Origin of the sequence: Allomuricauda sp. MMSF_3307 (assembly GCF_030733585.1) — a bacterium.
Classification (GTDB): Bacteria; Bacteroidota; Bacteroidia; order Flavobacteriales; family Flavobacteriaceae; genus Flagellimonas.
This window is the reverse complement of the sequence record NZ_JASHIQ010000005.1, coordinates 47,977-73,420: the sequence shown is the minus strand read 5'-3', so window position 1 is coordinate 73,420 and position 25,444 is coordinate 47,977. Positions and strand designations below refer to the sequence as shown.

General features: G+C 42.7%; 27 protein-coding genes. 13 read left to right on the top strand and 14 right to left on the bottom strand.

The window, feature by feature from the left end; all coding sequences use genetic code 11:
• Positions 1-54 precede the first annotated feature (54 nt).
• Positions 55-819 carry a TIGR02757 family protein gene (locus RBB12_RS12885; RefSeq protein ID WP_306014050.1) on the bottom strand — a complete coding sequence of 255 codons (765 nt, stop codon included), beginning with the start codon at positions 817-819 and terminating at the stop codon, positions 55-57.
• 1 nt (position 820) lies between these two features.
• Positions 821-1,489 (bottom strand): ABC transporter ATP-binding protein, encoded by a 669-nt coding sequence (locus tag RBB12_RS12880; RefSeq protein ID WP_179385540.1) that lies wholly within the window; start codon positions 1,487-1,489, stop codon positions 821-823.
• A gap of 268 nt (positions 1,490-1,757) precedes the next feature.
• Here RBB12_RS12880 and msrA point away from each other — a divergent pair, with 268 nt between their 5' ends.
• From msrA to RBB12_RS12865, 3 genes are read left to right on the top strand one after another with little or no spacing between them, the layout of a single operon-like run.
• The gene (gene msrA / locus RBB12_RS12875; protein ID WP_306014051.1) at positions 1,758-2,321 is read left to right on the top strand and encodes a peptide-methionine (S)-S-oxide reductase MsrA; all 564 of its coding nucleotides are present in this window, start codon (positions 1,758-1,760) and stop codon (positions 2,319-2,321) included.
• A complete protein-coding gene (gene folE / locus RBB12_RS12870; RefSeq protein ID WP_293284846.1) occupies positions 2,308-2,907 on the top strand; it encodes a GTP cyclohydrolase I FolE in 600 nt (199 codons plus the stop codon). Before msrA ends, folE begins: the two co-directional genes overlap by 14 nt.
• Before the next feature lie 40 nt (positions 2,908-2,947).
• Positions 2,948-3,238 carry a hypothetical protein gene (locus RBB12_RS12865; RefSeq protein WP_293284844.1) on the top strand — a complete coding sequence of 97 codons (291 nt, stop codon included), beginning with the start codon at positions 2,948-2,950 and terminating at the stop codon, positions 3,236-3,238.
• A 38-nt stretch (positions 3,239-3,276) separates the two neighbouring features.
• Here the strand turns inward: RBB12_RS12865 and RBB12_RS12860 are convergent, their stop codons facing one another.
• The 9 genes from RBB12_RS12860 to RBB12_RS12820 form a co-directional block, all read right to left on the bottom strand.
• A complete protein-coding gene (locus RBB12_RS12860) occupies positions 3,277-3,831 on the bottom strand; it encodes a type 1 periplasmic binding fold superfamily protein (protein WP_306014052.1) in 555 nt (184 codons plus the stop codon).
• A 16-nt stretch (positions 3,832-3,847) separates the two neighbouring features.
• Positions 3,848-6,238 carry a TonB-dependent receptor gene (locus RBB12_RS12855; protein WP_306014053.1) on the bottom strand — a complete coding sequence of 797 codons (2,391 nt, stop codon included), beginning with the start codon at positions 6,236-6,238 and terminating at the stop codon, positions 3,848-3,850.
• A gap of 80 nt (positions 6,239-6,318) precedes the next feature.
• The gene (locus RBB12_RS12850; protein ID WP_306014055.1) at positions 6,319-6,651 is read right to left on the bottom strand and encodes a hypothetical protein; all 333 of its coding nucleotides are present in this window, start codon (positions 6,649-6,651) and stop codon (positions 6,319-6,321) included.
• A gap of 60 nt (positions 6,652-6,711) precedes the next feature.
• Positions 6,712-7,230 (bottom strand): DUF6787 family protein, encoded by a 519-nt coding sequence (locus RBB12_RS12845; RefSeq protein ID WP_306014058.1) that lies wholly within the window; start codon positions 7,228-7,230, stop codon positions 6,712-6,714.
• A gap of 29 nt (positions 7,231-7,259) precedes the next feature.
• On the bottom strand, positions 7,260-7,718 hold the full coding sequence (locus tag RBB12_RS12840; protein ID WP_179385533.1) for a DUF6146 family protein: 459 nt from the start codon (positions 7,716-7,718) through the stop codon (positions 7,260-7,262).
• Positions 7,719-7,788: 70 nt separating this feature from the next.
• On the bottom strand, positions 7,789-8,430 hold the full coding sequence (locus tag RBB12_RS12835; RefSeq protein ID WP_293284832.1) for a DUF937 domain-containing protein: 642 nt from the start codon (positions 8,428-8,430) through the stop codon (positions 7,789-7,791).
• A 75-nt stretch (positions 8,431-8,505) separates the two neighbouring features.
• Positions 8,506-9,456 carry a D-2-hydroxyacid dehydrogenase gene (locus RBB12_RS12830; protein WP_306014060.1) on the bottom strand — a complete coding sequence of 317 codons (951 nt, stop codon included), beginning with the start codon at positions 9,454-9,456 and terminating at the stop codon, positions 8,506-8,508.
• Positions 9,457-9,464: 8 nt separating this feature from the next.
• Positions 9,465-10,529: a 3-phosphoserine/phosphohydroxythreonine transaminase gene (gene serC, locus RBB12_RS12825; protein ID WP_306014061.1), complete on the bottom strand. Its 1,065-nt coding sequence runs from the start codon at positions 10,527-10,529 to the stop codon at positions 9,465-9,467.
• 71 nt (positions 10,530-10,600) lie between these two features.
• The gene (locus tag RBB12_RS12820; RefSeq protein ID WP_306014062.1) at positions 10,601-11,647 is read right to left on the bottom strand and encodes an acyl-CoA reductase; all 1,047 of its coding nucleotides are present in this window, start codon (positions 11,645-11,647) and stop codon (positions 10,601-10,603) included.
• 85 nt (positions 11,648-11,732) lie between these two features.
• Between RBB12_RS12820 and RBB12_RS12815 the strand changes: the two genes are divergently transcribed.
• The 7 genes from RBB12_RS12815 to RBB12_RS12785 all read left to right on the top strand — a co-directional run bounded on the left by RBB12_RS12815 (position 11,733) and on the right by RBB12_RS12785 (position 21,676).
• Positions 11,733-12,086 (top strand): 4Fe-4S dicluster domain-containing protein, encoded by a 354-nt coding sequence (locus RBB12_RS12815; protein WP_127141959.1) that lies wholly within the window; start codon positions 11,733-11,735, stop codon positions 12,084-12,086.
• A 234-nt stretch (positions 12,087-12,320) separates the two neighbouring features.
• Complete coding sequence (gene ychF, locus RBB12_RS12810; protein WP_179385528.1) at positions 12,321-13,415, top strand: redox-regulated ATPase YchF; 1,095 nt, start codon at positions 12,321-12,323, stop codon at positions 13,413-13,415.
• A gap of 68 nt (positions 13,416-13,483) precedes the next feature.
• The gene (locus tag RBB12_RS12805) at positions 13,484-14,389 is read left to right on the top strand and encodes a DMT family transporter (protein ID WP_306014063.1); all 906 of its coding nucleotides are present in this window, start codon (positions 13,484-13,486) and stop codon (positions 14,387-14,389) included.
• Between the two features lie 92 nt (positions 14,390-14,481).
• Positions 14,482-16,038, top strand: a complete 1,557-nt coding sequence (locus tag RBB12_RS12800; protein WP_306014065.1) for a fibronectin type III domain-containing protein — start codon at positions 14,482-14,484, stop codon at positions 16,036-16,038.
• 99 nt (positions 16,039-16,137) lie between these two features.
• Positions 16,138-18,006: a DNA topoisomerase IV subunit B gene (locus tag RBB12_RS12795; protein WP_179385525.1), complete on the top strand. Its 1,869-nt coding sequence runs from the start codon at positions 16,138-16,140 to the stop codon at positions 18,004-18,006.
• A gap of 15 nt (positions 18,007-18,021) precedes the next feature.
• Positions 18,022-20,649 (top strand): DNA gyrase/topoisomerase IV subunit A, encoded by a 2,628-nt coding sequence (locus RBB12_RS12790; RefSeq protein ID WP_306014066.1) that lies wholly within the window; start codon positions 18,022-18,024, stop codon positions 20,647-20,649.
• A 70-nt stretch (positions 20,650-20,719) separates the two neighbouring features.
• Complete coding sequence (locus RBB12_RS12785; protein ID WP_179385523.1) at positions 20,720-21,676, top strand: sterol desaturase family protein; 957 nt, start codon at positions 20,720-20,722, stop codon at positions 21,674-21,676.
• A 36-nt stretch (positions 21,677-21,712) separates the two neighbouring features.
• On the opposite strand, the gene RBB12_RS12780 is transcribed toward RBB12_RS12785, so the two are convergent.
• Positions 21,713-22,093, bottom strand: coding sequence for a DNA topoisomerase IV (locus tag RBB12_RS12780; RefSeq protein ID WP_179385522.1), 381 nt, complete (start codon positions 22,091-22,093; stop codon positions 21,713-21,715).
• Positions 22,094-22,125: 32 nt separating this feature from the next.
• Entirely contained in the window at positions 22,126-22,536 is a 411-nt protein-coding gene (locus RBB12_RS12775) for a helix-turn-helix transcriptional regulator (protein WP_306014067.1), read from the bottom strand.
• Between the two features lie 285 nt (positions 22,537-22,821).
• Here RBB12_RS12775 and RBB12_RS12770 point away from each other — a divergent pair, with 285 nt between their 5' ends.
• The 3 genes from RBB12_RS12770 (at position 22,822) to RBB12_RS12760 (ending at position 25,035) form a co-directional block, all read left to right on the top strand.
• Positions 22,822-23,931: a M14 metallopeptidase family protein gene (locus tag RBB12_RS12770; protein ID WP_306014069.1), complete on the top strand. Its 1,110-nt coding sequence runs from the start codon at positions 22,822-22,824 to the stop codon at positions 23,929-23,931.
• Positions 23,932-24,024: 93 nt separating this feature from the next.
• Positions 24,025-24,504, top strand: a complete 480-nt coding sequence (locus RBB12_RS12765) for an Lrp/AsnC family transcriptional regulator (protein WP_127141951.1) — start codon at positions 24,025-24,027, stop codon at positions 24,502-24,504.
• Between the two features lie 15 nt (positions 24,505-24,519).
• The gene (locus tag RBB12_RS12760; RefSeq protein ID WP_306014071.1) at positions 24,520-25,035 is read left to right on the top strand and encodes a DinB family protein; all 516 of its coding nucleotides are present in this window, start codon (positions 24,520-24,522) and stop codon (positions 25,033-25,035) included.
• A 1-nt stretch (position 25,036) separates the two neighbouring features.
• On the opposite strand, the gene RBB12_RS12755 is transcribed toward RBB12_RS12760, so the two are convergent.
• Entirely contained in the window at positions 25,037-25,363 is a 327-nt protein-coding gene (locus RBB12_RS12755; protein WP_306014073.1) for a hypothetical protein, read from the bottom strand.
• Positions 25,364-25,444: the final 81 nt, after the last annotated feature.

The following is a 25,444-nucleotide window of genomic DNA, read 5'->3' as shown; positions in this document are numbered from 1 at the left end:
AGCGGGCTTTTTTAGTTTTAAGGCATCAGCCCTTAAGTATCTTGATGCTAAGGATTAGAATTTCTCAAAAACCCCCAACCCGAATAACGCAAAATCATACTTTACAGGGTCATTGGCATCGAGCTTTCTGAGGTTTTTGTCCAGTTCCAACAAGGCTTTGGCATCGTTCTGTTTGCGTTTGAGTAGTTTCAGTTTGCGTGCTACATTGCCCGAATGCACATCCAAAGGACAGGAGAGTTTGGCCGGTTCAATATCTTTCCATAACCCAAAATCTACACCAGTGCTGTTGTCCCGCACCATCCAGCGCAAAAACATATTGATACGTTTGGCGGCAGAGCCTTTATTTGGGTCGGAGACATGTTTTTGGGTTCGTTGTTCGTGGGGTAGTTCAAAAAACACCTCCTTGAACCTAGAAATGGCCGGTTGCATGGAATTTTTGGTCTGGTGACGGGTAAAAACGGTTTCCAATCCACCATGGTTTGAATAGATATTGCGCAAACTGGTTACAAAATAACCAAGGTCAACGCTATTGAACGTACGATGGACAAAAAGGGAGAGGTGCTCCAAATCCTTTTCGGAATGGTTCATGATAAAATCGTGGGGCGTTTGGCCCATCAATTCCATCAATCTTGTAGCATTATTGATGATGCTTTTGCGGTTGCCCCAAGCAATCGTCGCCGTTAAAAAAGCACTGATCTCTATATCTTTTTTTTGGGTAAACCTGTGGGGAACCTGCAAAGGATCATCCTCCAAAAATCGAGGATGGTTATATTCCTCCACTTTGGCATCCAAAAATTCCTTGAGCTCCGCTTTGGTCATATCAATCCTTGGAAACAATCAAACCATCCACCATGGTGAGCTTTCGGTCGGCCATATCGGCCAATTCCATATTATGCGTGACCAATACAAAGGTTTGCCCAAACTCATCACGCAGTTTAAAGAATAGCTGGTGCAGATTATCCGCACTTTCCGAATCCAGGTTTCCGCTAGGCTCATCGGCCAGGACCACGGAAGGATTGTTCATCAAGGAACGGGCTACGGCCACGCGCTGCTGCTCGCCACCCGATAGGGCATTGGGCTTATGGTGATAACGATCTTTCAACCCTAAAAAATCCAGTAATTCCTTCGCGCGCTGTTCCGCTTCTGCTTTTGGCGTTTTTTTGATAAAGGCTGGAATGCAGACATTTTCTAGTGCAGTAAATTCGGGCAATAACTGGTGAAATTGAAAGATAAAACCAATGTGCTCATTCCGAAATTGCGCCAAAGCCTTATCATTGAGCTGGTTCACGTCGGTATCGTTGATTAATAAGGTACTTTCTCCCTTATTCGTCGGTGTGTCCAAGGTGCCCAAAATTTGCAACAACGTGGTTTTCCCTGCCCCGGAGGCTCCGACTATCGAAACGACCTCTCCTTTTTGTATGTCCAGATTTACCCCTTGCAATACCTTGAGATCTCCGTAACTTTTTTGAATATTTGTGGCCTTTATCATATGTACATCTTGGATGGTCGAAGATAAGGATTACTGTCGTATCACAAAGGAGCTATTTTCAGCATATGTATGTATCACTTGGAAGGTTTTTTGAATGGAGCAATAGGATTTCTGAAGAAATAGTTCCCAAAGCGACCTTTTATAAAATGGTGATATTACTTATAAACCGTTTTAAGTAAAGGCTTTAGATATTATTTCGACCAATCATTCCATAAATATTTGTTAGAATGTGTTTTCCACGACAAATATTGTTTAACTTTGAATCAAAATGAATAAACAAAATAATAACGAATTGGAGACCGCAATTTTTGCAGGTGGATGTTTTTGGTGCACAGAAGCTGTTTTTCAACGATTGAATGGAGTCGAGGAAGTAGTTTCAGGCTACACTGGAGGGACTATCAAGAACCCGGCCTACAGGGAAATCTGTACTGGACGGACTGGTCATGCCGAAGGGGTAAAAATTACCTTCAACCCAGAAAGAATATCTTATCCTGAACTTTTGGAGGTCTTTTTTGCTACGCACGACCCAACTACGTTGAACAGACAGGGCAATGATGTGGGTACGCAATACCGAAGCGAAATTTTTTACACATCCCCGGAACAAAAACAATTGGCAGAAGATTTTATCCAATTATTGGAAAAGGAAAATATATTTTCTTCACCCATTGTGACGGCCATATCCGAAGCAAAACCTTTTTATTTGGCCGAGGAAGAGCATCATAATTATTACAACGACAATCGGCAACAACCTTATTGCCAATTTATAATTGATCCAAAGATCAAAAAACTGAACAACCATTTTTCAAAAAAGCTAAAGCATGGCACCGTATAGGAACCTCGAGGAATACAATATTGAAATCACCAACGAGGTGAAGGAACATTTTACCAAAATTGTGGAAGACATTGGGGAGGATGTCACCCGGGAAGGACTGCTAAAAACCCCTGAGCGTGCCGCAAAAGCGATGCTTTTTTTGACCCAAGGTTACAAACAAGACCCACAAGAAATTCTCAAAGGCGCCATGTTTGCAGAGGATTATGACGACATGGTGATTATTAAGGATATTGAATTGTATTCCCTCTGTGAGCACCATATGCTTCCCTTTTTCGGAAAGGCGCATGTTGCCTATATTCCCAATGGGCATATTGTAGGCTTGAGCAAAATTCCCCGAATTGTGGACGTTTTTGCCAGAAGGTTACAGGTACAGGAACGTTTGACGCATGATATTTTGGAGTGCATCAATAGTACGCTGCAGCCCAAGGGTGTTGCTGTGGTTATTGAGGCTTCGCACATGTGCATGATGATGCGCGGTGTACAAAAACAAAATTCGGTTACCACGACATCTGGATTCCGTGGCCAATTTGAAAAAATTGAGACCCGTAACGAATTTTTGAAGCTTGTGAGCTCCGATTTGTCCTAAACTACTTTCCCAATTAAGAGGGAATTGCTATTTTTCCCGTATGTCAGAAGAAAAAAACCACAAGTATCGCAACTTGTTTTTAGGGTTGCTGTTTGATGCCATTGGTATGCTATCCTTTGTAATCCCGGGGATTGGTGAGTTTTCCGATGTCATCTGGGCCCCCGTTGCAGGATGGCTCATGACCCGATTGTACAAGGGCCGGGTAGGGCAGGCCGCTGGTTTGATCACCTTCGCCGAAGAGTTGGTTCCGGGAATGGATGTGATTCCCACTTTTACACTGACTTGGATATACACCTATCTTTTGAGCAAAAAAAAGAGTGCCAAAACGTAATTTGGCACTCCATTTTTAAACCAATTATTTTTCCGTTATTACTCGATTGTAATTTGGAACGTTTCAGTAAAATCTGTTTCGCCTCCAGCATCGGCCAATGTTCCATCGTTGGGTTTTTTGGGCTCATGCACTAAGGTTACGGCCAAGGTTGCATTTCCAGCATCGCCGGTTTCCAAAGTAAACGCCAATCCCAAAGGATTTCCATTACCATCTTGGTCATCATAGGTTACACTGGTAATACTGCCAGAAGTGATATAAAATATTTGGTGTTCATCATCCTCTTCCTCTACTTCTTCCGTAATGTCTTCGGCCGGAGAATCGGTCTCGTCCAAAAATACTACTGACCCACTGTAAGAGGTGTTGGCAGCCAAGTTTCCTGAAACAGTGACCACAGGGGCATTGGGTCCGTCACCGTCCAAATCTTGAGATTGAAGGGTGATTGTAGTTCCACCACCCGGAGCAACCAAAGAAACCGTCATGGTAGTTATGGTCTCTTCTTCGTTGATTTGTTCTGGAGCATCATCGTCATCAGAACAGGCAACAAAAGTAAGTCCGATAAAAGCGAATAATAAAAGTGATTTGATTGTTTTCATTTTTAGTTTAATTAAATTAATAATTGAGCTTTAGTTGTAATGTAAAGTTTCGACCCAAATCGTCGGCGAAGAATCGCTGTCGGTTTAGGTAGTCCCTATAATTTGTGTTTAAAAGATTGCTTATGGCCAAAGTGGTGGTCAACTTGGTTTTATTGGAAAACGGAAATTCCATTTTGGATCGGAACCCCAATAGGTGATAAGCCTCCGGAGCCGTATTGATTTCCAACACCACATCTGCTTGTTGTTGCGGAGAAAACACCATGATGTTATCCGGTGTCTCATTTTGACGAAATACATACTCACTCTCCAACGAGGCTTCGAAACCATTCCATTCCGGTTTGGAAAACGTCACCGAGTTCCTCCAATTGGCTGCAGGAATATTGATCAAAGCGGTTTTGGTATCTGTATCCTGTCCCTTCACCAAGGAGAACTTATGTTCCGTGATCCAATGGTCGGTCCAATTGGAATACGCCGAAAAGTCAACACCCAAAAGTCGAGCACTGGTTTGGCGGTATTCCCAAACTGGAAATGAGCCACGAACCGTAAATTCAACCCCTGTCGGTTCTAAAACAATAAAGTTTTGAACCCAGTTGGCATAAGGCTCCAAAAGAATTCCCCAAGTTGAAAAATCCTTTTCCAAAGTAGTGGTAATCTTGTGCGACGTTTCGTTTTCGATACGCAAATCCCCGAGCTCTATCCTGGCAGCGGAGTGGTGCAACCCATCACTAAAAAGTTCGGATGGATTGGGTGCTCGCTGTGCCAAGGCATAGTTCAATTTTAACTGCAGGCCATTTGTGGTCAGGTATTTTCCGCCAACCGTCGTTGAAAAATTATGGTAATCCAAAACTGGATTCACCAATAACTGAGTGCCTAAATCCTCAACGACCAAGTCTTGAAATTCCTCATCGTATCCACGTTCTTCCCAACGGGAGGTACGATAGAACTTTTGGGCATCAATCCTGTTGTAATCGTAACGGATTCCGGCATCCAACAATAATTGATTGGTAACGCGATATTCACCTATCAAAAAGCTGCCAAAGTCAACTTTTTCATAATCGGGAATCAATCGGCGCACTCCGGTATCTGGATTCGCAAAATTATCTTGATACCTACCCATAAGACCTACAAGAATGTTGATATCGTCCTTGGTATCCCACTTAAAATCAGTGGAAAGGGTGTGAGTGGTCAGTTCCAAATCGATGGATGGAATATTGTCCCTTTCACCTCTGCGGATGTCATACTCAAACCTTCGGTTACTTTGAAAATCGTACTGTACGTTCAACTTTCCAAGACCCTCAAAGCGTTTGTAAAACTTAAGCTTTCCCAAATGATGGGTCACTTTTTGTCGAGGGTTTTGAAGGTCATAGGTAAAAGGCCTTATGATGGTAGGTTCCCCACTATTGATACTACGTATCAAATCGTCCACGTTTCCAATATGCGAGGCCCTTAAAATGGCAATTTCCGTATTGAAATAGGAATACCGGGCATCCCATCCCCAAGAAAACAGATGTTTCCCCAATTGGAGGGAAGCTGCAATTTCTTGGACACCCGTATTGGACAGCACATAATTGGGCGCTTCGTGGTCTCCCAAACGTTTATAGGAACCCTGCCCTTTGATGAACCATCCGTTCGCGTAGGACTTTGTCAGCTCGGACACGATATTTCCGCCCCTTCCGTTGGACACACCGCTGAGTATGGTTTTTCCATAAATACTGTCGCGCAGGGGAATTCGGGCTTGCTCCGCTACAATGACACCGCCTATGGCATCACCACCATACTGAAGGGCTGAGGCACCTTTGATGACGGAAACCGAGCCAGCCGAATTGATGTCAAGGGTAGGAGCGTGTTCTGCTCCCCATTCCATATCCTGCATCCGAACACCATCGTTCAACACCAAAACACGACTGCCATTTAACCCATGGATGGCCGGTTTTACAATATTGGCGCCTGTGTTCAAGGACGAAACCCCGCCCAATTCCTTTAAGGCATCCCCCAAATTGCCGGCACTATAGTTTTCCAACATATCTAGGTTAAGTGTTTCCTCCTGGGCGGAATTGGTCTTGTCGCGAATAATGTTTCCCACCACTTTGACTTCGTCCAATTCTTCCAAGTGATGCTCCAATTTCACTTCAATTTTCGTGTCCCCCTCGACCCTAACGTTCATCAAAATGGTCGAACATTCAGGATGTGATACCTCTAGCGTGTAGGTACCCGAACAGAGATTGGAAAATGTAAACGCACCATTGGCAGCCGTTGTCACCTCTGTCTTGGTTTCAAGGATTAAAAGTGATGCACCCTCCAAGGGTGTTTTTTGATGATAATCCATGACCTGTCCAGACAGTGTATCATCACACTGTTGGGAAACACCAAAAACCGGGAAAAACGAAATAAACGCAATGATAGCCATTGCTTTGCAGCTAAATACCAATGGAATGTAATTAAGTAAGATTGAATTTTCTCCTGTGAGAATTGAACAACGACGGTGGTCTAAGCTACCACCGGTGGCGCCCTTAAGCTTTGAAATGATGCTTTAATAGGCTTGAACATATACGCGTAGTAAGCCGTTACATACGTTATATTTGGCGTAGCTACGGGTGTATAGTCGAATGTGGAAGTGAACAGGACTTTGTTGGCAAGTGTAAAGTCATGAAAATCACAATCCAAATGCCCATCATGGATATGATTGCTGCCATATTCCACACATTTCTTTTCGTTATGGTGCTCATATAAGCTATGTCCTAGTTTGATGAGCGAAGGGGCCAGAACAGCCAATGCCATCAAAAGGGAACCAATGATAAAAATGTGTTTATGAGGTTTCATAACCATACAGCACAAAAGTAAACAAGGTGAATCCTCTTTATATGTTAAAAAAACTATAAACTATGGGAGGATAAAGCCCAATCCCATGCGTTTCAACATCTTTTTTTCAAAATTCCAAAAAAATTGATACTGTCCAAACAACCAGCCTATACAAACCAACAAAATCTGATAGATAGGAAAAATCAATAGTATTCGAAAGGTCCAATAAATCGCCGAATGTACGTTTTCACCATCCAAACCGAGCCAATGGACCAAGGGGCCTGCCAGTTTGCCGGAAATACTCCCTGTGATTGCAAAAACGATAAAGATGGCGATCATTTCCCATTTATAGGTCACCTTCCACTTGTTTTCCAATTTTTTAAAGCACCATAAGAAAAACTTTACGGCCGTAAAATACCCTATCAGTGTAATCCCGATGGTAAAGAACCATTCATATACGGTGTTGTTTAGCCCAAATGCGTGCAAGAGGCTTCGGGCAATCAGGTAAGCGGTAAGTAAGACTAAAAGGGCGCCCAAAACGGGAAATAGCGCTTGCCAGGCTCTTTGGATTTCCCAACGCTGCTTTAGTTTTTGCATCATCTCAATAAATTGAGCACAAAAGTACGGATTTATATTCTTGGGATAAAGGGCCCCAATCGTTGGTTGTATTTCCGTTGAAAGTAGATGAAATAGTTATAAAGCTTATAATTCACCTCGTAACCATAGTCGATGCTAGGGTCATAATCGATGGGCAACTCATACAGATTGGGATTCCATAATTGGGGCTGTACAACCCTATTGTTCCAGTTCATCACCATAACAGCATTTCGAGTTTCCAAGAAGGTTTGTGAATAGTAACCTTCTGGTCTGGCTATGGAATTCAACCAAGTATAAAAACCGGGTTCTATAATGATAATCTCGTATTCCGTCTTATCATCAGAAATTTCTACAGGTTCTTCATCCGCGGAGTTGAACATGGCCTTTTCTTCTTCCGAAACGTCTAATGCCATTTTCTGAGAACCACAGGATACAAAGCTGATACAGAGCATTAAAATGCCAAATAGTGCAATGGGAGCATTCTTTTTCATACCCCTTAAAATACAAAAAAAGCCACTTGAACTTTCAAATGGCCTTGTTAAATATCGTTAAGCTTAGGGCTTACTTTCCAAAAAGTCCGCCTAATACGCCACCGAGTCCGCTTTTTTTCTGGTTTCCACCGTTCAATACCATTCCGGCAAGGTCATCGATAACGCTACCATCGCCATCACTGTCCAAAAAGGTTTCAATAAGCGATTGTTGTTTGGCGGCCGCTTTGTTGCCTCCCATCAATCCACCAAGCAATCCATTTAAGCCTTCGGGGCTGCTGACGTTTTGCTGACGGGTCTGTTTTCCCAAATAACCCAATAGAATAGGGGCAGCAATTTTTAAAATCTGTGAAATGGCTCCAGCGTCAAGCCCTGATTTACTGCTCAGTGCATTTTCCACCTGTGGTTGTTTGGAACCGAGCACATGGCCCAAAATTCCAGCACCATCATCCATCACGTGTTGGTCGACACCGCCTCCAAAGAGGCCTCCCAGATCATCCAAAATTCCACCGTCGTGTTTGGAAGAAAGTGCATCCATAAGTCCTTGCGCACCGCCCGGTGTAGCTGCATTCTTTTTCATGGCTCCCATTAAAAGCGGCATTGCCATGCTCAATACTTCGGCTGTTTTATTTTCGGGTTGCCCTGTTTGTCCGGCAACACCACTGACCAATTGTTTGCCCACAGGGCTGTTGATCAATTCCAATAATCCTGACATTGTGTTAGTGTTAAGGTTAGGGGAGCAATGTACAAAAAAGTGGGGTTTGGTCGGATATTTCTACGCACAAACCTTTTATTTTAATGAATTGATGACCTTTTGTGCCAATTCCAAACCAATGCGTTGTTGGGCCTCTATGGTGGAGCCACCAATATGAGGGCTCAGAGATATTTTCGGATTCATCAAAATCTTAATCTCGGGTTTGGGCTCGGATTCAAAAACATCCAATCCAGCAAAGGCCAAATGGCCGTTATCCAGTGCTTCTACCAGTGCTACTTCGTCCAATACCCCGCCACGTGAGGTATTGATGATTCCGGAACCCGGTTTCATTAATCCCAACTCCTTTTTTCCGATCACGTAGTTTTCTTGCGAAGGCACGTGCAGACTCACAAAGTCGGATTGGGTAAGCACTTCTTTTACATCTTTGCTTTGCAATTCGAAATCAATGGACCTTCCATCAAAAAAAGGAATGGATACGGTAGCTTTCTTGGTGGTATGGTCCGTAAAAAGTACTTCCATGCCAAGGGCCAAGGCCATGCGTGCCGTGGCCTGACCAATTCTGCCAAAACCAATAACCCCTAAGGTTTTTCCCCTTAGCTCAACACCTGCCGCATAGCTTTTTTTCAGTTGTTTAAACTGACTATCGCCTTCCAGGGGCATATGTCTGTTGGCATCGTGCAAAAAGCGGACTCCGTTGAGCAAATGAGCGAATACAAGTTCTGCAACCGATTCGGAGGAAGCTTCTGGCGTGTTGAAAACGATGATTCCTTTGGATTCGGCATGGGCCACATCAATATTGTCCATACCAACACCACCACGTCCAATTAGCTTTAGGTCTGGGCACTCATCGATAATTTTTTTATCGACCTTGGTGGCACTGCGCACCAAAAGACCGGTAATTTTATTTTTGTTGATATAATTGGCCAGCTGTTCATGGGCCACATGCGTTGTTTTTACTTCAAACCCTTCTTTTTCCAAAAGGTCGATTCCCTTTTGGGCCATTCCGTCGTTTGCTAAAATTGCCACCATCGAGATTATCCTTTCTTTTCCAATTCACTCATAATGTCTACCAAAACACCAACACTTTCCATGGGTAAGGCATTGTACATGGAGGCTCTGTAACCTCCAACGGAGCGGTGTCCATTGATTCCGCTTATTCCGGCTTCCCTGCACATATCATCGAATACATCCTTGAGTTCATCATCAGTAATATTAAAGGTGGCGTTCATAATGGAACGGTCTTCCTTGGCAGCAATTCCATAGAATACGGGATTGAGTTCAATTTCGGAATAGATAAGATTGGCCTTACGTTCGTTGATTTCTTCAATAGCGGCAATACCGCCCAAATCCTTTAACCATTGCATGGTGAGCATGGAAACATACACCGCAAAAACAGGTGGCGTATTGAACATGCTTTCTTTGGACACATGCACGGAATAATCCATCATGGATGGGATTTTACGGGACACTTTGCCCAAAATATCTTCTTTCACCACAACTAGTGTGGTTCCGGCGGGCCCCATGTTTTTTTGTGCGCCAGCATAGATCAAATCAAACTGGGAGAAATCCAATTGTCTGGAAAAGATGTCGGAGCTCATATCGCACACTAAAGGCACATTGGTTTTAGGGAAGTCCTTGATCTGTGTTCCATAAATGGTGTTGTTGGAGGTCAAATGCAAATAATCAAGATCGGTGGGAATATCATATCCCTTTGGGATATACTTAAAATTATCTTCCTGTGAAGAGGCCACCTCTATAACTTCGCCGAACAGACGAGCTTCCTTGATTGCTTTTTGGCTCCAAGTTCCAGTATTCACATAACCCGCTTTAGTATCCAAAAGATTATAGGCGGCCATTAAAAACTGCATGCTTGCCCCACCTTGCAGAAACAGGGCTTGATATCCTTTCCCTTCAAGGCCGAGTAGTTCCAAAGCCAACGAACGGGCATTTTCCATGATGGCGACAAATTCTTTGCTGCGGTGTGAGATTTCTATGAGTGAAAGTCCGATACCGTCGAGTTCCAAAACGGCTTCAGATGCCTTTTGCATGACCTCTGCGGGCAGAATGCAGGGACCTGCGCTAAAATTATGCTTTTTCATTTCCTTGGTTTAAGGGGTAAAGGTCTTAAAAATTGTTGGATATAGGAACGATTTCCAAGCTTAGGATTTCATTAAAGTTGAAGTAGGAACTCCATGGTGTCGATTCCGTCCGCATAGTCCTTTAAACTGGGCTTTTGGGTCTCGCCAAAACCGATATGGTGTCCTTGAATACCTTTGGAAACCACACATTGGATGTGTTCATCCATTTCTTTCAATTGTGCCAACAATTCGGATTCTTCCTCAAAATAAGAGTAAAACAACGCCGAAATAGGGGATGCCAAGGCCTCATCCTCTTTCAGAATTAAAAAGCCGTTGTCCAAAATATTGAATTCGCTCATGAGATATACAGCCTTGTTGTAATCGTAATTGTTGGCGTATTTATGCTGGTTGATGATGTCCTTGTACGAGTACAGTGCTTGGAACAGCACATCAAAATTGTAGTCTTTGGGCACAAAAATTTTGGATACATTGCGGCAACCCAGACCATAATACCGAAAAATATCCTCTCCTAAGGCATTCAATTCCTCAGGGGTCTCATTTCCAGTTAAAATAGCCACCGAATTTCTGTTTTTTCGAATGATGTTCGGTTTTTTTCCAAAATAGTATTCAAAATAACGACTGGTGTTATTGCTTCCTGTGGCAATCACTGCATCAAAATCCTTGAGCTTATCGTCTACGAAGTTGATTTTAGTGGAAAGAGATGGCTCTTGTGCTATCAAAAAACGAACGAGATAGGGTAGGAGGAGCTTATCATTGGAAGATTGTTTAGCCAAAACGTTGTGGCCCGAAAGCAGGACGCACAAAAAGTCATGAAAACCGACCAAAGGTATATTTCCAGCCATCACGATACCAATGCTTTTGGGCTGAGTATCGCTATTGAACTTGTAGTGCGACATCCAATCCATAATGTTTTTCTCGGTCAGCAGTTTACCCCATTGCTGCAGGGCGAACAGCACATTATCTTCGGTAAACCAGCCATTTTGATGACCTGACGCCACAACGACCTCTTTCAATTCCCCATTGATATTCCGATGGTTATCGTAATAAGTATCACAAAAATCCGTTAGGAATTCTCCAAGTTTAACAAAAGCTTTTATGGTATTTGTATCCGGTGCCATTAAATTTGTACACTAATTTAGTAGGGTTTATTTTTGTCAAAAGTAAGCATGCTGATAAAATTCAGCCCAAAAGGAAAAGAAAATTATGGCAATTATTATAACAGATGAGTGCATCAATTGCGGTGCTTGTGAGCCAGAATGCCCAAATACCGCTATTTACGAAGGTGCAGATGAATGGAGATATAGTGAAGGAACTTCATTGAAGGGCGATGTGGTGCTTCCGAACGGGAAAGAAGTAAATGCCGACGAAGTCCAAGAGCCTGTAAGCGATGAAATCTACTATATAGTTCCCGATAAATGTACGGAATGTCAAGGTTTTCACGAAGAACCGCAATGTGCGGCCGTTTGTCCGGTGGATTGTTGCGTTCCGGATGAAGACCATGTGGAAACCGAGGAAGAACTGTTGGGCAAGCAAAAGTTTATGCATCCCGATGGATAAAAAATAAAAATGATCTAATTTAGCCCCGAACCTTAGTTCGGGGTTTTTTATGCAAGAAAACGAAAAAGAATATAACGGTATTTGGAGACACTTGGGCTGTGCACTGTCATTGATTGCCATATTGGGCATGATGGCTGTGTTCATTGTCATTTTCTACCTCTTCCTACAAAATTATTGATGGGCAGTCACAAAACTTCACCCTATATTTGCACCCTCAAAATACAATGTAATTAGATGAAAGCAGGTATCGTAGGATTGCCCAACGTAGGAAAATCGACTCTTTTTAACTGTTTGTCCAACGCAAAGGCGCAGAGTGCCAACTTCCCTTTTTGTACCATAGAACCCAATATTGGCGTGGTAAACGTTCCCGACCAGCGATTGGAGAAATTGGAAGAATTGGTTAATCCTGAACGCGTGGTGCCTGCCACCGTGGAGATTGTGGACATTGCCGGTTTGGTAAAAGGAGCGAGCAAAGGAGAAGGATTGGGCAACCAGTTTTTGGGAAATATTCGCGAAACCGATGCGATTCTGCACGTGCTTCGGTGCTTTGACAATGATAATGTGGTGCACGTGGATGGGTCCGTAGACCCTATTCGAGATAAGGAAACCATCGACATGGAACTCCAATTGAAGGATTTGGAGAGTGTGGAGAAAAAATTGGACAAGGTAAAGCGTGCAGCCAAAACAGGAAACAAGGAAGCACAAAAGGAGGAAGCTGTCTTGACTGCCCTTAAGGAAGGTTTGGAGGCCGGAAAGTCCGTTCGTGCCATTACTTTAAGCGAGGATGACCGAGAAGAATATGTGAGGCCGATGCAGTTGATTACCGACAAACCTGTGATGTACGTCTGTAATGTGGATGAAGAATCCGCAACAAATGGCAACGCCTACGTGGAGAAAGTGAAGGCAGCGGTAGCTGATGAAAATGCAGAAGTTATCTTCCTTGCCGTGGGTACGGAAGCCGATATCACCGAATTGGAAACGTACGAAGAGCGCCAAATGTTCTTGGAGGATTTGGGACTTTCGGAGCCGGGTTCCGCCAAATTGATCCGAGGCGCCTACAAACTACTCGACTTGGAAACCTATTTTACTGCAGGGGTTAAAGAAGTTCGCGCTTGGACCATACCTGTTGGGGCGACCGCTCCGCAAGCCGCTGGGGTCATTCACACCGATTTTGAAAAAGGCTTTATCCGTGCCGAGGTCATTTCTTATGATGATTATGTGAAATACGGTAGCGAGGCCAAAGTAAAAGAAGCCGGCCGAATGAGGGTAGAGGGTAAGGAATACATCGTTAAAGACGGTGATGTGATGCACTTCAGGTTTAATGTGTAGCCCTTGGGCGTTGTAATCCATCCATTATTTTGTTTTTCTACCTTTTGGACAAAATCTAGTTTTGTGCTATGTCCAGTAAAGGTTTAGGCGTTTTGTACGGGGTTTTGGGAGTGGTACTCTTCTCTTCCAAGGCCGTGATGGTAAAGTTGGCCTATGGCTACCAAGTGGACACCTTGGATTTGCTCCTGTTTCGCATGCTTTTTTCCCTACCGTTTTACATTTTTATTCTCTTTTTGATCCGAAGAAAGACTACCAACACAACAATCAAAACCAAAGATTATGCATGGCTCTTTGTGTTTGGCTTCGTTGGCTACTATCTGGCCAGTTATTTTGATTTTTTGGGATTGAATTACATCAAGGCGGGATTGGAGCGCATCATCTTGTTCGTGTACCCCACCATTGTCGTGTTTTTGAGTTGGCTAGCCTTCAAGCAAAGGATAACCAAAGTCCAGACCATTGCCATTTTGATCACGTATTTGGGTGTTCTCATTACCTTTTGGGACGAACTCGACCTGGGCGGAAATGAGGTTTTGGTGGGCGGTTTTCTGGTGTTGCTGAGCGCCATCACTTACGCATCCTATTTGGTGGGCAGTGGTTGGTTGATTCCCAAGTTTGGCGTGCTTCGGTTTACGTGCTACGCCATGATTGTCTCTACCCTCTGCATTGTGGTGCACTATCTGTTTGCGGGTGAATGGGGTTTTATGGAATATCCTTGGCAAGCCTATGCCTACGGGGTTGCCATGGCCATTTTTGCCACGTTGATTCCTTCTTTTTTGGTATCCGCTGCCATTGAGCGGCTTGGTGCTTCCAATTTTTCGATTTTAGGAAGTTTGGGGCCGGTCTCCACTATTTTGTTGGCCTATGTGTTTTTGGACGAAAAACTGACCTATTGGCAATTGGCCGGAATGTCCATTGTGATTTTTGGGGTGACCTACCTCTCCGTTCAAAGTAAAAAATCTACAAAGAATAGTTGAACCGTTAGTTGAGTCTTTTTATTTCAAATTTCGTCGAAAAAACTTACCAGAGTAACATATTAATTTGTTTCTTGCTCTCAAATATGTTTTGGATGAAAATTTTATTTACCCCCTTTGTTTTACTTTTTTTACTATTGGCTTCATGTTCTTCCAATGATTCGGGTGAAATTGAAACAGAAAACCCAATTAGCCTTCCAACTATTTCCACAGTGGAAGTTACGACTATCGGCCAAACTTCGGTCACCGTCAGTGGATCGGCATCCTATGATGGTGGAGCTAACATAGCCGACAAGGGCATTGTTTGGGGATTAAATTCGAATCCTGACTTAAGCTCTAACAAAAAATCTTCTGGTTCTGGTACAGGAAACTTTGTTGCGCAAATAACCAATTTAGAACCCAATACGACCTATTACTTTAGGTCTTATGCTACAAATAGCAAGGGTACATCTTATGGTCAACAATTGAATGCTACAACACTCAATTCCGAACCGCAAGAAATTGTATTCGAAGGTGATGTAGTGCTGGGTACTCAACAAGAGGTTGAAGATTTTGGAGCAATCGGTTACACAAAAATCACGGGAAGGTTATTTTGCGGAGGTAATCAAATTACGTCTTCAAAAATAACGAGTCTACAGGCACTTTCGTCTATTAAGGAAGTTGGTTCACTTTGGATAAATTACATGGATGACTTGGAAAATTTAAATGGACTGGAAAACTTAACCGATATCAATGGAGTGCTTTATATTAAAAACAATCTTGCTTTAAATGATTTAAGTGGTTTAAGAAACGTGGTTAACATAGGTGGATTATTAAGCATCTATCGAAATAATAAACTTACCTCAATAAATCGATTTGATGCCTTGAAAACAGTAGGGGATATACAAGTATTTGATAATGAAACCTTAAAAATTGTTGATACATTTAATGAGGTAAGTGAAACGAGAGGATTCTTATTTCAACAGAACGAAGGGGTTGATTATATAGGTGGATTTTCCAAGCTAAAAAAGTTGGAATATTTAACCATTAAATCTAATAGTGGCTCTTTTTTAGTTGACTCTTTCCATGAGGTTGAAGAAATGCAGGGATATCTTTTTGTAAATCGCAATAGGGAAATGACCAGCTTTAAAGGCTTTGAAAAATTAGTGACTTCACCCGAGGCAATTCAATTTGTGGAGAATAGAAATCTGACTTCCATCTCAGGCTTCCACGTCATTAAAGAGTTAACATGGCTTTTAATGTTTGTAAATGGTATAAATTCTTTGAATGCTTTCGATAGTCTAGAAATAGCTGATGAAATAGATTTTTCAACAAACTTTGGGACCTATAATCTTGGTGGTTTTGAAAATTTACACAAAGTGAACTCACTTACTATTCATAACAATGAAAATATGAGCCAATTAAATGGTTTTAATAATCTTGAGGAGGTTGGACTGTTAAAGATTGATGTAAATGTAAAATTAACTAAGATTGATGGACTGACCTCTTTACAAAAATGTACTTCCATCCAAATCGCCTCCAACCCTGTATTAACTGATTTTTGTGGATTGCAAGCTCTTTTTGTGAACGATATTGACTTGGAGCCATCTATAGAAAACAACGCCTATAACCCAACAAAACAAGAGATTGCTGAGGGCGATTGTTTCCAATAGCTATCAACAATACAGTTTTTTTATTGTTGATTACTTTCTTATCCGCACCCTTTTATTTTTGCTCCGAAATTTTATATTGCAAGGATTAACCCTTTACTAATGGCAGATACCCAATATACTGAGGATAATATCCGTTCGCTGGATTGGAAGGAGCATATTCGCATGCGCCCGGGGATGTACATTGGAAAATTGGGCGATGGTTCTTCTGCGGACGACGGTATTTACATCCTACTCAAAGAGGTAATCGATAACTGTATCGATGAATTTGTGATGGGAGCTGGAAAGACCATCGAGATCAATATCAAGGACAATACCGTCCATGTTCGGGATTATGGTCGGGGCATACCTTTGGGCAAAGTGGTGGATGTGGTCTCCAAAATGAATACTGGTGGTAAGTACGATACCCGTGCGTTTAAAAAATCCGTCGGATTGAATGGAGTGGGAACCAAAGCCGTGAATGCGCTTTCTACCTATTTTCGCGTGGAGTCCAACCGGGACGGAAAATCCAAGTCGGCCGAATTTGAAACCGGAAATCTGATCAATGAAGAGCTGTTGGAAGAATCTTCACGCCGAAAGGGAACCAAGGTGAGTTTCACACCCGACGAAACCATCTTCAAAAAATACAAATACCGAAACGAGTATGTGGAACGCATGCTCAGAAACTACGTCTACCTTAATCCAGGTCTCACCATCGTTTTCAATGGTGAAAAGTTCTACTCGGAAAATGGCCTTAAGGATTTATTGGAGGACAACAATAATGAGGACGACTTCCTGTATCCCATCATCCATTTGAAGGGGGATGACATTGAAGTGGCCATGACCCACAGCAAGACCCAGTACAGTGAGGAGTACCATTCCTTTGTAAACGGTCAGCATACCACCCAAGGGGGGACGCATCAATCTGCATTTAGGGAAGCTGTGGTTAAGACCATCCGTGATTTTTATGGAAAAAATTACGATGCTTCGGATGTCAGGAAATCCATCATCTCTGCGGTTTCCATCAAAGTAATGGAGCCCGTCTTTGAAAGTCAGACCAAAACCAAATTGGGTTCTACCGATATGGGTGGGGATTTACCGACGGTCAGGACCTTTATCAACGATTTTGTCGGAACACAACTGGACAATTATCTGCATAAGAATCCACAGACGGCGGAAGCGCTACAGAAAAAAATAGTACAGGCCGAAAAGGAACGCAAGGAACTTTCGGGCATAAGGAAGCTGGCCAGGGAACGTGCCAAAAAAGCCAGTCTCCACAATAAAAAATTACGCGACTGCCGTATTCATTTGCAGGACATGAAAAAGGACAGGCGATTGGAAACCACCCTTTTCATTACCGAGGGTGATTCTGCATCCGGTTCCATCACCAAATCACGTGATGTGAATACCCAGGCGGTGTTCAGTCTCCGCGGAAAGCCTTTGAATTCCTATGGAATGTCCAAAAAAATCGTGTACGAGAACGAAGAATTCAACCTATTGCAAGCGGCGTTGAACATCGAGGATTCCATGGAAGATCTTCGATACAACAATATCGTAATCGCCACGGATGCCGATGTGGACGGAATGCACATCCGTTTGCTGTTGATTACCTTCTTTTTGCAATTTTTTCCCGAATTGATCAAGGAAAACCACTTATACATCCTCCAAACCCCACTTTTTCGGGTGCGCAACAAAAAAGAGACCATTTACTGTTACAGTGAGGAGGAAAGAAGACAAGCCATAGAGAAACTCTCCGGAAAACCTGAAATCACCCGATTTAAGGGATTGGGCGAGATTTCCCCGGACGAGTTCAAAAATTTTATTGGTGACGATATCCGGTTGGAACCTGTAATGCTCGACAAGGCCATGAGCATTGATGCCCTGTTGAAGTTTTACATGGGTAAGAATACGCCGGACAGACAGGATTTTATCATCAACAACCTTAAAGTGGAGCTTGATCTTGTTGAAGAAAACCAACTACAACCCAAATAAATGCTGCCTTTCTAAATGGAAGAGAACGAAGAACTGAACGATGAAAGTTTAGAAAACCAAGACGAGTCCCAAGATAGCCTGGTGAAGGTCACCGGGATGTACAAAGATTGGTTTTTGGATTATGCTTCCTATGTAATTTTGGAGCGCGCCGTGCCTGCCATCGAAGATGGATTTAAGCCCGTACAACGCCGGATCATGCATGCGCTCAAGGAGCTGGACGATGGACGTTACAACAAAGTGGCCAACGTAGTGGGACATACTATGCAGTACCACCCGCACGGTGATGCCAGTATCGCTGATGCCATGGTGCAGCTAGGGCAGAAGGACCTGCTGATTGACACCCAAGGAAACTGGGGGAACATTTTAACTGGCGATGGCGCCGCAGCCTCTCGATACATCGAGGCCAGATTGTCAAAATTTGCCCTTGAGGTGGTGTACAGCCCAAAGATTACGGAGTGGCAACTTTCGTATGACGGCCGGAAAAAGGAACCTGTCCATCTCCCTGTGAAATTTCCGCTCTTGCTCGCACAAGGAGCAGAAGGGATTGCCGTTGGTCTGTCCACCAAAATATTGCCCCACAACTTTAATGAATTGATTGATGCATCCATCAAGCACCTGAAAGGCAAGCGATTTACCTTGGTTCCCGATTTTCCCACCGCCGGGATTATTGATGTGACCAATTATAACGATGGCATGCGAGGGGGAAAAATTAGGGTTCGTGCAAAAATATCGACCTTGGACAAGAACACCTTGGTCATCAACGAAATCCCGTATGGCACCAACACATCCTCTTTAATTGATTCCATCTTAAAGGCTAATGACAAGGGGAAAATCAAAATTAAGCGGATAGAGGACAATACTGCGGCAGAAGTGGAGATTTTGGTGCATTTGCCCAATGGCATCTCTCCGGATAAAACCATTGACGCACTTTATGCATTTACGGCCTGCGAAAGTTCCATATCGCCACTGGGCTGTATCATAGAGGATAACAAGCCTTTATTTATAGGGGTAAAGGAAATGTTGGAGCGTTCAACGGACAATACGGTTGAACTACTTAAAGCAGAACTTGAAATACAGTTGGGCGAACTCGAAGAGCAGTGGCACTTTGCTTCGTTGGAGCGTATTTTTATTGAAAACAGGATCTATCGGGATATTGAGGAAGAAGAGACCTGGGAAGGTGTTATCGCTGCCATCGATAAAGGATTGAAGCCCCATATTTCCCATTTAAAAAGGGAAGTCACCAAGGATGATATCGTTCGGCTGACCGAAATCCGCATCAAACGGATTTCAAAATTTGATTTGGAAAAGGCCCAACAACTTATTGATAGTTTGGAGGGAAGGATTGCCGAGACAAAGCATCACTTGGAGCATTTGGTGGGGTATGCGATTGCTTATTTCAAAGAACTCAAAAAGAAATATGGCGAAGGCCGGGAACGCAAATCCGAAATCAAAATATTTGATGATATCGAGGCCACTAAAGTGGTAATCAGAAATACCAAGTTATACGTCAACAGGGAGGAGGGTTTCATTGGAACCTCCTTGAAAAGGGACGAATACGTAACCGACTGCAGCGATATCGATGATATTATTGTCTTCACCCAAAAAGGGGAGATGATGGTCACCAAAGTGGACTCCAAGGTGTTTGTTGGGAAAAACATCATCCACGTGGCCGTATTCAAAAAGAAGGACAAGCGCACCACCTACAACATGATTTACAAAAGCATGAAAGGTGGGCCCAGTTATGTGAAGCGATTCAACGTTACCAGCATGACGAGGGACAAGATATACGAGCTTGCCGGTGACAAACCTACTTCGGAAGTCTTGTACTTTTCGGCCAATCCCAATGGTGAGGCAGAAGTGGTTACCATAATGCTCCGTCAGTCCGGTAGCATCAAAAAATTAAAATGGGACCTGGACTTTTCTGATGTATTGATCAAAGGCCGAAGCTCCAAAGGAAATTTGGTCACCAAATACGCCGTAAAGCGCATCGAACTCAAAGAAAAGGGCGTATCCACCCTTAAACCTAGGAAAATTTGGTTCGATGATGTGGTCAACCGCCTGAATGTAGATGGAAGAGGTGAGCTTCTGGGAGAATTTAAAGGGGATGACCTGCTTTTGGTGGTCGACCAAAAAGGGATTGTTAAAACCATTCCGCCTGATTTGCTCACCCGATTTAGCGATGATATGATCGTACTGGAGAAATGGAATCCGGACAAACCTATTTCTGTGGTGCATTATGTTGGGGACAAAGAACGTTTTTACCTGAAACGATTCTTGATCGAAAACCCCAACAAAGAGGAAGTTGTCATTGACGAAGACCCGAAATCCTACTTGGAACTGGTATCCACAGATTGGAGACCCATGTTGGAAGTAGAGTTCATAAAACCGCGAGGCAAAGACCCCAAACCAAATTTGGAGGTGAATGTTGAGGAATTTATTGCAGTTAAGGGTATAAAGGCCATTGGAAACCAACTGACTCCGGAAAAAGTAAAAAGTATTAATGTTTTAAGCCCACTGCCTTACGAAGAGCCGGAGGAAACTAGGACCGAGGATATCGAAGTAGTGGACGAAGAACAAATAGACAACGATGATACTGATATTGAAACAAAGAATGATGGTTCCGACCAAACTACTTTGTTTTAACCCTTTTTATAGTTAATTTGCTCGTTTAGAATAACACATGTCAAAAGCACACACTGCTTAAAATTTCTTTATGGACTTTACAAACCCCCTGGTCTATGGCGTGCCAGTATTCATTGCCTTTATCTTACTTGAATTAACATACAGCAAAACCCACGATCACGACGAGCTTTACAATTGGAAAGATTTGGCCGCCAGTGGTTTTATGGGAATAGGTTCCGCTATTTTGGGGCCGTTGTTCAAAGTTGCTTTTGCCATACTGTTGTTTGAAGGAACCTACGAACTCTTTAATCCAGTAGTTGACGGGGTAAGGACCAATATTATGGGCTATGCCTCATTTGGTTATGCTTGGTACGTTTGGATTCTGTGCCAACTGGCAGACGATTTTACGTATTACTGGTTCCATCGGGCCAACCACGAAGTCCGTATTTTATGGGCTGCGCATATTGTGCACCACTCCTCAGATAATTTCAATTTGGGTACGGCCATCCGCAACGGTTGGTTTACGATTTTGTATAAACCCTTTTTCTATATATGGATGCCCGCTATCGGTTTTCCTCCGGAAATGGTTTTGGTATGTTTGGGTATCGAAGCGCTTTGGCAGTTTCAATTGCATACGGTTTACGTTCCAAAGCTTGGGTTTTTGGAAAAAATATTCAACACCCACACCATGCACCAAGTACACCATGCCCAGAATGTAGAGTATTTGGATAAAAACCACGGAGGATTCCTGAATATTTTTGACAAGATGTTCGGTACTTGGAAAGAACTCGATGATGATATCGATGTAAAATACGGAGTGATTCATGCGCCGAATTCATACAATCCCGTGGTAATATTGACCCACGAGTTCAAGGATATTTGGAATGATGTCAAAAAATCCAAAAAGCTCTCGCATAAACTGATGTATATCTTTGGACCTCCCGGATGGAGCCACGACGGCAGCACGCTTACCGTGAAGCAGCAGCAACGATTATTTGAAAAGCACAAGGAATCCAGTCCCGAGTTGGCTTACCAACGGCCCAATTAGCAAGCGCTAAGAGCAATCGTAGGGAAAAGCAGCGTTCTAATCTTCGATTTTTTCCGCGGTACCTTTAAATTTTTTATTCTCACCCACAATGTTGTACTCAAACGTATAGGATGATTCCGAAGTGGTGAGTATTTTAATGTGGATAGGTCTTTCCTCCGCCTTATTCTTAGGGTTTAGGTTTTTTAGGATGTACTCACAATCGTTGATCCAACGAACAGAAGAAGAATCCACTTTGCCTTCAAACTCGTCAATTTCCATTTCCAAGGTTCTGTGGAAGACGGTCTCCTTTTCTTCACCATTAATAGTTGCCTTAAAAGAGAAAGAACCCGTTTTAAAATCTTCACAATTACGCTCAGGAGGTTGACCACAGGCAAACATCAAAAAAATCGACAGGGTAGGAAATAAACGTTTTATCATAAATACAAAGTAACGGAAAGAACGTGAAAGCATCAATCCTTTTTTGTGTGATACGTTTTAAAAGTTCCGTCGGGGTAGAAAAACACAATTTTGTTAGGTTGCCCAGTTGGAGTGTTTTTTTGGGAAGGGCTAGGAAATTCAAGCTGGGGGTTATCAGGAATCAATTCTTCCGGAAAAATATCCTTCTGAGTTTCAATTTTAGATTTCTCAGGTAGAGACTCATCTTTAGGAAAACTTCCTTGTCCCTTCAAGAGCCAATAAAGATCCACTTCGGGGTAGGTGTTCACCAACTTCATAATAAAATCCAAGCTAGGTTTATTTCTTCCATTGAGTAGATGAGAGATACTGGAACGCTGTACACCAATCTCATCCGCAAAGGCCGAAACGGACAATTCCAAATACTCAATAACCAGCTCTATACGTTTGACAATATCTTTATTCACAAATGTAAATTACTATATTCCAAAGATAATCTATTCATGCGAAATTCATTATTAAAATCGTTAAAGAGGGTTTAAATATATAAAGTAAGACTACAGGTCATGATATTTATAGTATTGATATTCAAGTATATAGATTATTTAACTAAAGTAGGGTTTACAAATGTATAGACTTACCTTAAAATGAGCTATTCTGGACGATACAAATGTATCCATCAGATTCTTTCAACTGTTTACATTTGTAAAAATGTGTATGGTTACTTTTGTAAACTTTAATTCCATCAATCCATGCTAGATTATTCACGGTTTAAAGAACAGTCCATAAAAGGTCGGTATATCAATAAGGACTCCATTCGAGGCTGTTTTGAAAAAGTACCCTCTCCATTAACCCATATAGGCGATTCGGTCAAGGGGATTCCCATACATGCCTTTACCATGGGGGATGGCGGTAAAAAAATCCTCATGTGGTCCCAAATGCACGGGAATGAATCCACCACTACCAAAGCTGTCTGGGATATGGTGAATTACCTACAGTCCGATTTGGAAGATGCAAAGCACATTTTAAAGGAATGCACCCTTATGGTGGTTCCAATGCTTAATCCGGATGGAGCTAACGATTATACCCGTGAAAACAGCAACAAAATCGACCTGAACAGGGATGCTAAAAATCTATCCCAACCAGAAAGCATTGCCCTGCGGGATTTGTTCGAACGGTTTCAGCCCGATTATTGTTTTAATCTTCATGACCAACGTACCTTATTTAGCGCAGGTGAGAAAAATAAACCAGCTACGGTTTCCTTTTTATCCCCAGCGAGCAGTCCTGAGCGGGAAATTACTCCCAATAGGGAAGTGGCCATGAAATTGATTGCCGCCATGAACCATCGTTTACAAACATTGATTCCCGGGCAGATTGGCAGGTATGATGATGGCTTTAACGATAACTGCGTAGGGGATACGTTCCAAATGCTCGGCATTCCCACCGTATTGTTCGAATCTGGCCATTATCCCAATGACTATGAAAGGGAGAAAACACGTGAACTGATTTTTGTGGCCTTGGTTGAAGCTTTGCATACTATAGCGAACGATACCATCGAAGCGTTTAATACGGGAGACTATTTTTCCATTCCCAATAACCACAAATTGTTTTTTGATGTGTTGGTGAAACATCCAGAGCTGGTGAATGGTGCATTTGAAACCGGACAGTCCGTTGGGATTCGGTTTAAAGAAGTGCTGCAAGACAAAAAGATTATTTTCCGCCCCGAGATAGCGGAAATAGGCGATTTGAATGGCTTTTATGGGCACCAGACCATAGAATGTATTGATTCCAAGGATTTTGGCTTTTCGCCGGAACAGCACGAAATACTGGATTTGCTTCGAGAATTCAAGAATCTAAAGTAGTTTGGGTGAGGTTCTTGCGTTTTATTTAAAAAATAACCAATTTTATTACGTAAATTTCCTTTTTTAACTAATTTTGCTGCAAAATTTAATGTAATGAACAAAGTTAAACTCGACGAAATAGATCACCAAATTTTGGACATGCTGATCGATAACACCCGTACCCCTTTTACGGACATCGCAAAAAAGTTGCTGATTTCCGCAGGTACGGTTCATGTCCGCGTCAAAAAAATGGAAGAGTCAGGAATCATCAAAGGTTCTTCCCTAACACTTGATTATGTTAAATTGGGCTATTCCTTTATAGCTTATGTCGGGATATTTTTGGAGAAAACGCACCAGACCAAGTTCGTTTTGGAGCGATTGAGCCAAATACCCTACGTTACCGTGGCCCATATCACCACGGGCAAGTTCAATATCTTCTGCAAGATCCGGGCTAGGGATACCACGCATGCGAAAAACATCATCTTCAAGATTGATGATATCGACGGTATCAGTAGAACCGAGACCATGATATCCTTGGAGGAGAGTATCAACGACAAGCGACGGTTGATGCATACCATCTTCAACGAGCTGTAATCCTTTTTTACACCTATGTTACTTTCGGAACTTCCCACTTCGGAATACAATCCCTTTTACCATACCTACGTGATGGCATTGGGGGACATTGATTTGTTGGATGAATTACGGAATGGAAAGCAGGTTCTGCTATCCTTATTGGAAGAAATCCCCGAAGAAAAACTAACCTATGCCTATGCCGAGGGCAAATGGACCTTGGCGGAGGCATTGGTACATATGTTGGATACGGAACGGATTTTTCAATATAGGGCGCTCTGTATTGCCAGAAACGATAAAAGTGAATTCCCCGGCTTTGACCAGGATGCCTATGTTCCTGTTTCGAACGCCAATAATCGCAGTAAAAAGGATTTGATCGATGAATATGTGGCCGTACGGGATTCCTCCATCACGCTTTTTGCTTCTTTGGACGAGGAAGCGCTCAAAAGGGTGGGTGTGGCCAGCGGCTCAAAAATGAGTGTTCGCGCACTGGGTTTTATCACCAGTGGTCACCAAGCGCACCATGTTCGCATTTTGAGGGAAAGATATTTATAGCCTAATAAGTGTCCTCACTTTCCAACTCATCGGAAGTAGGTTCGTAAGCCTCGAAAGAATCCTCCTCAAATTCCGAAGCCACCAATTCCTTATCCAACTCTTTTTCAATAGTTTCTTCAAAATTGGCGATAAAGTTGGAAAGACTCTTGCTGATTTTTACCAGATAGATGGTATCCTCAGTACGTACTTCCACTACTTCCAGCACTTCGCCATTCGGTTTTTTAATGGTGATGATGTCGTCATCGCCATAACCATAGGGATAGGCATCGATTAATCTGGCGGCTACGGCGTGATCCAGTTTTTTGTAGTCAATCAAAATTCGTTTCATAATGGTCAGTTATTACATTAATCCTAAACTAGGAATTTTCGAATTTGATTTGACCAAAGAGTTGCGAACGCAAAAAAAGAG